Annotated in this window: 1 protein-coding gene; it reads right to left on the bottom strand. The window is 56.3% G+C overall.

The annotated features are described in order from the left end of the window. Window positions 1-67: 67 nt before the first annotated feature. Complete coding sequence (locus ACRZ95_RS22930) at window positions 68-862, bottom strand: class D beta-lactamase (protein WP_170428895.1); 795 nt, start codon at window positions 860-862, stop codon at window positions 68-70. Window positions 863-1,259: the final 397 nt, after the last annotated feature.

The raw sequence follows: 1,259 nt of genomic DNA on the forward strand, positions 1-1,259 counted from the left end.
CCGGGGGCCTCTGCGCTTGAGGTGGAAGACCATAGGCACATGCCAAAAATGAACACCCAGCTTCGCATCAGCGGCAGTCAAACGCGCCGATATCGTTCAGAACCGAGGTAGCAGCGCTTTGCCGAAAAGTCCGATAGGACCCATCCGGCATATCCAGGTTGAGGGCAAATACATACGTGTCTTTGGCACAGTGCACCCATCCAACATACCAGCCGATGTCCATGATATCCTCGCCGTGCCGCCAACCGGACTTGGCATACAAGGACCAGTTGTCGCCGCGCTCGTTGAACATGATGACCCGCGCGACCGCATGCGTGCGTTCCGAAATCGGCAGTTGTTCCCTCACAAATCTTGAAACAAACGCGACCTGTTCTTCAGCCGAGATCCGCAACGTGCCATCCAACCAGTAGGTCGTCAGATGATCTGTCGCGCCGATGGTCGCGTTGCCATAGTCAAACCTGTTCATCCAATCGGCCATGGTTTGGTGCCCGGCGATCTGGACAATCTCCTGAAACACCCAGACCACAGACTGCCGAAACGCCGTAGTCAGCGTGTGATCCCGGTTCCAATCCTGGTTCCACGTGACAACCTTCTTCCAGACAAACACTGTATCAGGCTGGGCAACACCCGTTTCCAATGCAATCAGCGTGTGCGGGATCTTGGACGTGGATGCCGGAGAAAACCGTTGCTGCGCGCGCTCGGGGTTGCTGAGCCAGGTCTGTCCGTCGGACAGACGCTTTACAACAATGGTCGAGGCGTCTGCATTGACACCAGCGCTTCGCACCGCGTCGGACACATCGACGGTTTCCGCAGCCCCTTGTGTCCACCAGCCAATAACCATCAGCACGGTCGTCAGAACCAAGAAAGCGTTGGACCGTTGGAGTTCATTTCTGGTGACGAAGACTCGCCGGAGTGGCCAGACTGCAGATGGTTTCGGGGTTTGCGGGTTCGACATTACTACTGCTCCAGGCGACCTTGTTTGGATTCCCAGCTGACGCGCATTCAGGCGGGTCGTGTTTCTGTGTGGTTGGTCGGTTTGCGGTTTAAGAGAATTGGGGGTGGGTGGTGCCTCTTCGTGTTTTGGTTTGCAGCGCCCTAAGGAACGGATCGCCCGGCCCTATCGGCGCAGACAGTTATTGTGAAAAAATCAGAGGGGTTGCTGATGCGGCTGAGGCAGTTGGGGCCGCTCTATTGCGAAACCGATTTTAACGCATCCGTACGCCCCTTATAGGCCGATGGAGTCATACCGGTCTTCTTTC

It is taken from the genome of Ruegeria sp. AI3, from assembly GCF_056541245.1.